Origin of the sequence: Mesorhizobium sp. M7A.F.Ca.CA.004.04.2.1, from assembly GCF_004022825.1 — a bacterium.
Lineage (GTDB): Bacteria > Pseudomonadota > Alphaproteobacteria > Rhizobiales > Rhizobiaceae > Mesorhizobium.
The window spans coordinates 1-3,554 of the sequence record NZ_RZPH01000644.1 but is presented as its reverse complement, the minus strand read 5'-3'; the positions used below and the strand labels follow the sequence as shown (position 1 = coordinate 3,554).

Sequence of the window (3,554 nt, the reverse complement as noted above, 5' to 3'; positions counted from 1 at the left end):
GAGATGCGCACGCACAAGCGTCTGCTCGACATCGTCGATCCGACCCCGCAGACGGTCGATGCTTTGATGAAGCTCGATCTGGCCGCCGGCGTCGACGTCGAGATCAAGCTCTAAGGGAATGAGAGCGCGGTAAGGGGCGGTGCCCCTGGCCCGGAACTCTAAAGGAATTGAACCGATGCGTTCAGGTGTGATTGCAAAGAAGGTGGGAATGACCCGCATCTACAACGATGCCGGGGAACATGTTCCCGTCACCGTTCTCCTGATGGAGAACTGCCAGGTCGTGGCCCAGCGCACGCAAGAGAAGAATGGCTACACCGCCGTTCAGCTCGGCGTTGGCCTTGCCAAGGTGAAGAACACGTCGAAGGCGATGCGCGGCCATTTCGCGACCGCTTCCGTCGAGCCGAAGGCGAAGGTCGCCGAGTTCCGCGTCTCCGCCGACAACATGATCGATGTCGGCGCCGAGATCACCGTCGAGCACTTCGTCGCCGGCCAGAAGGTCGATGTGACGGGCACGACGATCGGCAAGGGCTTCCAGGGCGTCATCAAGCGCCACCACATGGGCGGTGGCCGTGCAACGCACGGTAACTCGGTTTCGCACCGGACGCACGGTTCGACCGGCCAGCGCCAGGACCCGGGCAAGGTGTTCAAGGGCAAGCATATGGCTGGCCACATGGGCGACACCCGCGTCACCACGCAGAATGTCGAGATCGTATCGACCGACGCCGACCGCGGCCTGATCCTGATCCGCGGTGCGGTTCCCGGATCGAAGGGCGCCTGGATCCTGGTCCGCGATGCGGCCAAGGTGGCACTGCCGGCCAATGCGCCGAAGCCTGCCGCGATCCGCGCCGTTGCTGCCGAAAGTGGCGCCAAGAACGAGGCTCCGGCCACAGAGGGAGCGGAATAATGGATCTCAAGATCACAACGCTGGGCGGCAAGGACGCCGGCAAGGTGGAACTCTCCGACGAGATTTTCGGCCTTGATCCGCGCGAAGACATCCTGCAGCGCGTCGTGCGCTGGCAGCTTGCCAAGAAGCAGCAGGGCACGCACAAGACCAAGGGTCGCGCCGAGATCGCGCGCACCGGCGCCAAGATGTACAAGCAGAAGGGTACGGGTCGCGCCCGTCACCATTCGGCACGCGCTCCGCAGTTCCGCGGCGGCGGCAAGGCCCACGGCCCGGTCGTTCGCAGCCACGAGCACGAACTGCCGAAGAAGGTTCGTGCTCTCGGCCTCAAGCATGCTCTCTCGGCCAAGGCCAAGAGCGCGTCGATCATCATCATCGACGAGCTGAAGCTGACCGAGGCCAAGACGAAGGCGCTGATCGCGAATTTCGCGACGCTGGGCCTGACCAACGCTTTGCTGATCGGCGGCGCCGAGCTTGACAAGAACTTCAAGCTGGCGGCGACGAACATCCCCAACATCGACGTGCTGCCCATCCAGGGCATCAACGTCTACGACATTCTGCGCCGCGGCACGCTGGTCCTTTCGAAGGCCGCCGTCGAGGCTCTCGAGGAGCGTTTTAAATGACCGACCTTCGTCATTACGACGTGATCGTCTCGCCGGCGATCACCGAAAAGTCGACCATGGCCTCCGAGCAGAACAAGGTCGTCTTCAACGTCGCCAAGAAGGCGTCGAAGCCGGAAATCAAGGCCGCCGTCGAAGCGCTGTTCGGCGTCAAGGTGATGGCCGTGAACACGCTTGTCCGCAAGGGCAAGATCAAGCGCTTCCGTGGCACGGTTGGCCGCCAGAGCGACGTCAAGAAGGCGGTTGTGACGCTGGCCGATGGTCAGTCGATCGACGTCGCGACGGGTCTCTGAGCAAGGCCGCGAGGACAGAACAATGGCACTGAAAAAATTCAACCCGGTAACGCCCAGCACCCGTCAGCTGGTCATCGTCGACCGCTCGGGTCTTTACAAGGGCAAGCCCGTCAAGGGTCTGACCGAAGGCCTGACCAAGTCGGGCGGCCGCAACAATCACGGTCGCATCACCGCCCGCTTCATCGGCGGTGGGCACAAGCGTTCGTACCGCATCATCGACTTCAAGCGCCGCAAGTTCGACGTCGTCGGCACGGTCGAGCGCATTGAATACGATCCGAACCGCACCGCCTTCATCGCGCTGATCAAGTATGACGATGGCGAGCTGTCCTACATCATCGCTCCGCAGCGTCTGGCTCCCGGCGACAAGATCGTCTCCGGTGAATCGGTAGATGTGAAGCCGGGCAATGCGATGCCGCTGGCTTCGATGCCGGTCGGCACCATCGTCCACAACATCGAGCTGAAGCCGGGCAAGGGCGCTCAGGTCGCCCGTTCGGCAGGTGGTTACGGTCAGCTAGTCGGTCGTGACCAGGGCATGGCGATCCTGCGCCTCAATTCGGGCGAGCAGCGTGTCGTTCACGGCTCCTGCATGGCCACTGTCGGCGCCGTGTCCAATCCGGACCACGGCAACATCAATGACGGCAAGGCCGGTCGCACGGTTTGGCGTGGCAAGCGCCCGCACAATCGCGGCGTGACCATGAACCCGGTCGACCATCCGCACGGCGGCGGTGAAGGCCGCACCTCGGGTGGCCGCCATCCGGTTTCGCCCTGGGGCAAGCCGACCAAGGGCAAGAAGACGCGGTCCAACAAGGCGACCGACAAGTTCATCCTGCGCTCGCGCCATCAGCGCAAGAGCTAAGAAGAGGTAACGCCAAGTGACTCGTTCGATTTGGAAAGGCCCCTTCATTGACGGCTACCTTCTCAAGAAGGTGGACAAGGTTCGTGAAGGTGGTCGCAATGAGGTGATCAAGATGTGGAGCCGTCGCTCCACCATCCTGCCGCAGTTCGTCGGCTTCACCTTCGGTGTCTACAACGGCCAGAAGCATGTTCCCGTCTCGGTGAACGAGGACATGGTCGGTCACAAGTTCGGTGAATTCGCTCCGACCCGGACCTATTACGGTCACGGCGCGGATAAGAAGGCGAAGAGGAAATAATCATGGGCAAGGCCAAAGCTCCGCGCAGGCTTGCTGATAACGAAGCGCGCGCCGTATTGCGCACGATCCGTATCAGCCCGCAGAAGCTGAACCTCGTTGCCGCGCTGATCCGCGGCAAGAAGGTCGCGACAGCGCTTTCCGATCTCGAATTCTCGGCCAAGCGGATTTCCGGCACGGTCAAGAAGACGCTGGAATCGGCAATCGCCAACGCGGAAAACAACCACGACCTGGATGTCGATGCACTGATCGTGGCGGAAGCCTATGTCGGCAAGTCGATCGTCATGAAGCGGTTCCATGCCCGTGGCCGCGGTCGCGCCAGCCGTATCGAGAAGCCGTTCTCGCACCTCACGATCGTCGTTCGTGAAGTCGAAGAAAAAGGGGAGGCCGCATAATGGGCCAGAAAGTCAATCCGATCGGTCTTCGCCTCGGCATCAACCGCACCTGGGATTCGCGCTGGTTCGCGAACACCGGCGAGTACGGCAAGCTGCTGCATGAGGACATCAAGATCCGCAAGTATCTCGAGAAGGAGCTCAAGCAGGCTGCCATCTCGAAGGTCGTGATCGAGCGTCCGCACAAGAAGTGCCGCGTC

7 protein-coding genes and 1 pseudogene are annotated in these 3,554 nt (G+C 62.0%); all 8 read left to right on the top strand.

Going from position 1 to position 3,554, the window contains the following annotated elements:
- Window positions 1–114: 30S ribosomal protein S10 (locus EN893_RS24480; RefSeq protein WP_281062500.1), on the top strand; the 114-nt coding region annotated here is incomplete at its 5' end.
- Between the two features lie 61 nt (window positions 115–175).
- Window positions 176–904, top strand: coding sequence for a 50S ribosomal protein L3 (gene rplC, locus EN893_RS24475; protein ID WP_013531422.1), 729 nt, complete (start codon window positions 176–178; stop codon window positions 902–904).
- A complete protein-coding gene (gene rplD, locus EN893_RS24470; RefSeq protein WP_013531423.1) occupies window positions 904–1,524 on the top strand; it encodes a 50S ribosomal protein L4 in 621 nt (206 codons plus the stop codon). The genes rplC and rplD overlap by 1 nt, the downstream gene beginning before the upstream one ends.
- Window positions 1,521–1,814: a 50S ribosomal protein L23 gene (locus tag EN893_RS24465; protein WP_013531424.1), complete on the top strand. Its 294-nt coding sequence runs from the start codon at window positions 1,521–1,523 to the stop codon at window positions 1,812–1,814. Before rplD ends, EN893_RS24465 begins: the two co-directional genes overlap by 4 nt.
- A 22-nt stretch (window positions 1,815–1,836) precedes the next feature.
- Window positions 1,837–2,670, top strand: a complete 834-nt coding sequence (rplB, locus tag EN893_RS24460; RefSeq protein WP_024505067.1) for a 50S ribosomal protein L2 — start codon at window positions 1,837–1,839, stop codon at window positions 2,668–2,670.
- 16 nt (window positions 2,671–2,686) lie between these two features.
- Complete coding sequence (gene rpsS / locus EN893_RS24455) at window positions 2,687–2,965, top strand: 30S ribosomal protein S19 (RefSeq protein ID WP_006205463.1); 279 nt, start codon at window positions 2,687–2,689, stop codon at window positions 2,963–2,965.
- Window positions 2,966–2,967: 2 nt separating this feature from the next.
- A complete protein-coding gene (gene rplV, locus EN893_RS24450; protein WP_006205462.1) occupies window positions 2,968–3,357 on the top strand; it encodes a 50S ribosomal protein L22 in 390 nt (129 codons plus the stop codon).
- Window positions 3,357–3,554 (top strand): annotated as a pseudogene (locus tag EN893_RS24445) (30S ribosomal protein S3); the annotation flags it as partial. The gene rplV and the pseudogene EN893_RS24445, both read left to right, overlap by 1 nt.

Bases quoted from the DNA above. Each gene is read 5' to 3' on its own strand.
- rplC (WP_013531422.1), top strand. From the start codon at position 176: ATGCGTTCAGGTGTGATTGCAAAGAAGGTGGGAATGACCCGCATCTAC.
- rplD (WP_013531423.1), top strand. From the start codon at position 904: ATGGATCTCAAGATCACAACGCTGGGCGGCAAGGACGCCGGCAAGGTG.
- EN893_RS24465 (WP_013531424.1), top strand. From the start codon at position 1,521: ATGACCGACCTTCGTCATTACGACGTGATCGTCTCGCCGGCGATCACC.
- rplB (WP_024505067.1), top strand. From the start codon at position 1,837: ATGGCACTGAAAAAATTCAACCCGGTAACGCCCAGCACCCGTCAGCTG.
- rplV (WP_006205462.1), top strand. From the start codon at position 2,968: ATGGGCAAGGCCAAAGCTCCGCGCAGGCTTGCTGATAACGAAGCGCGC.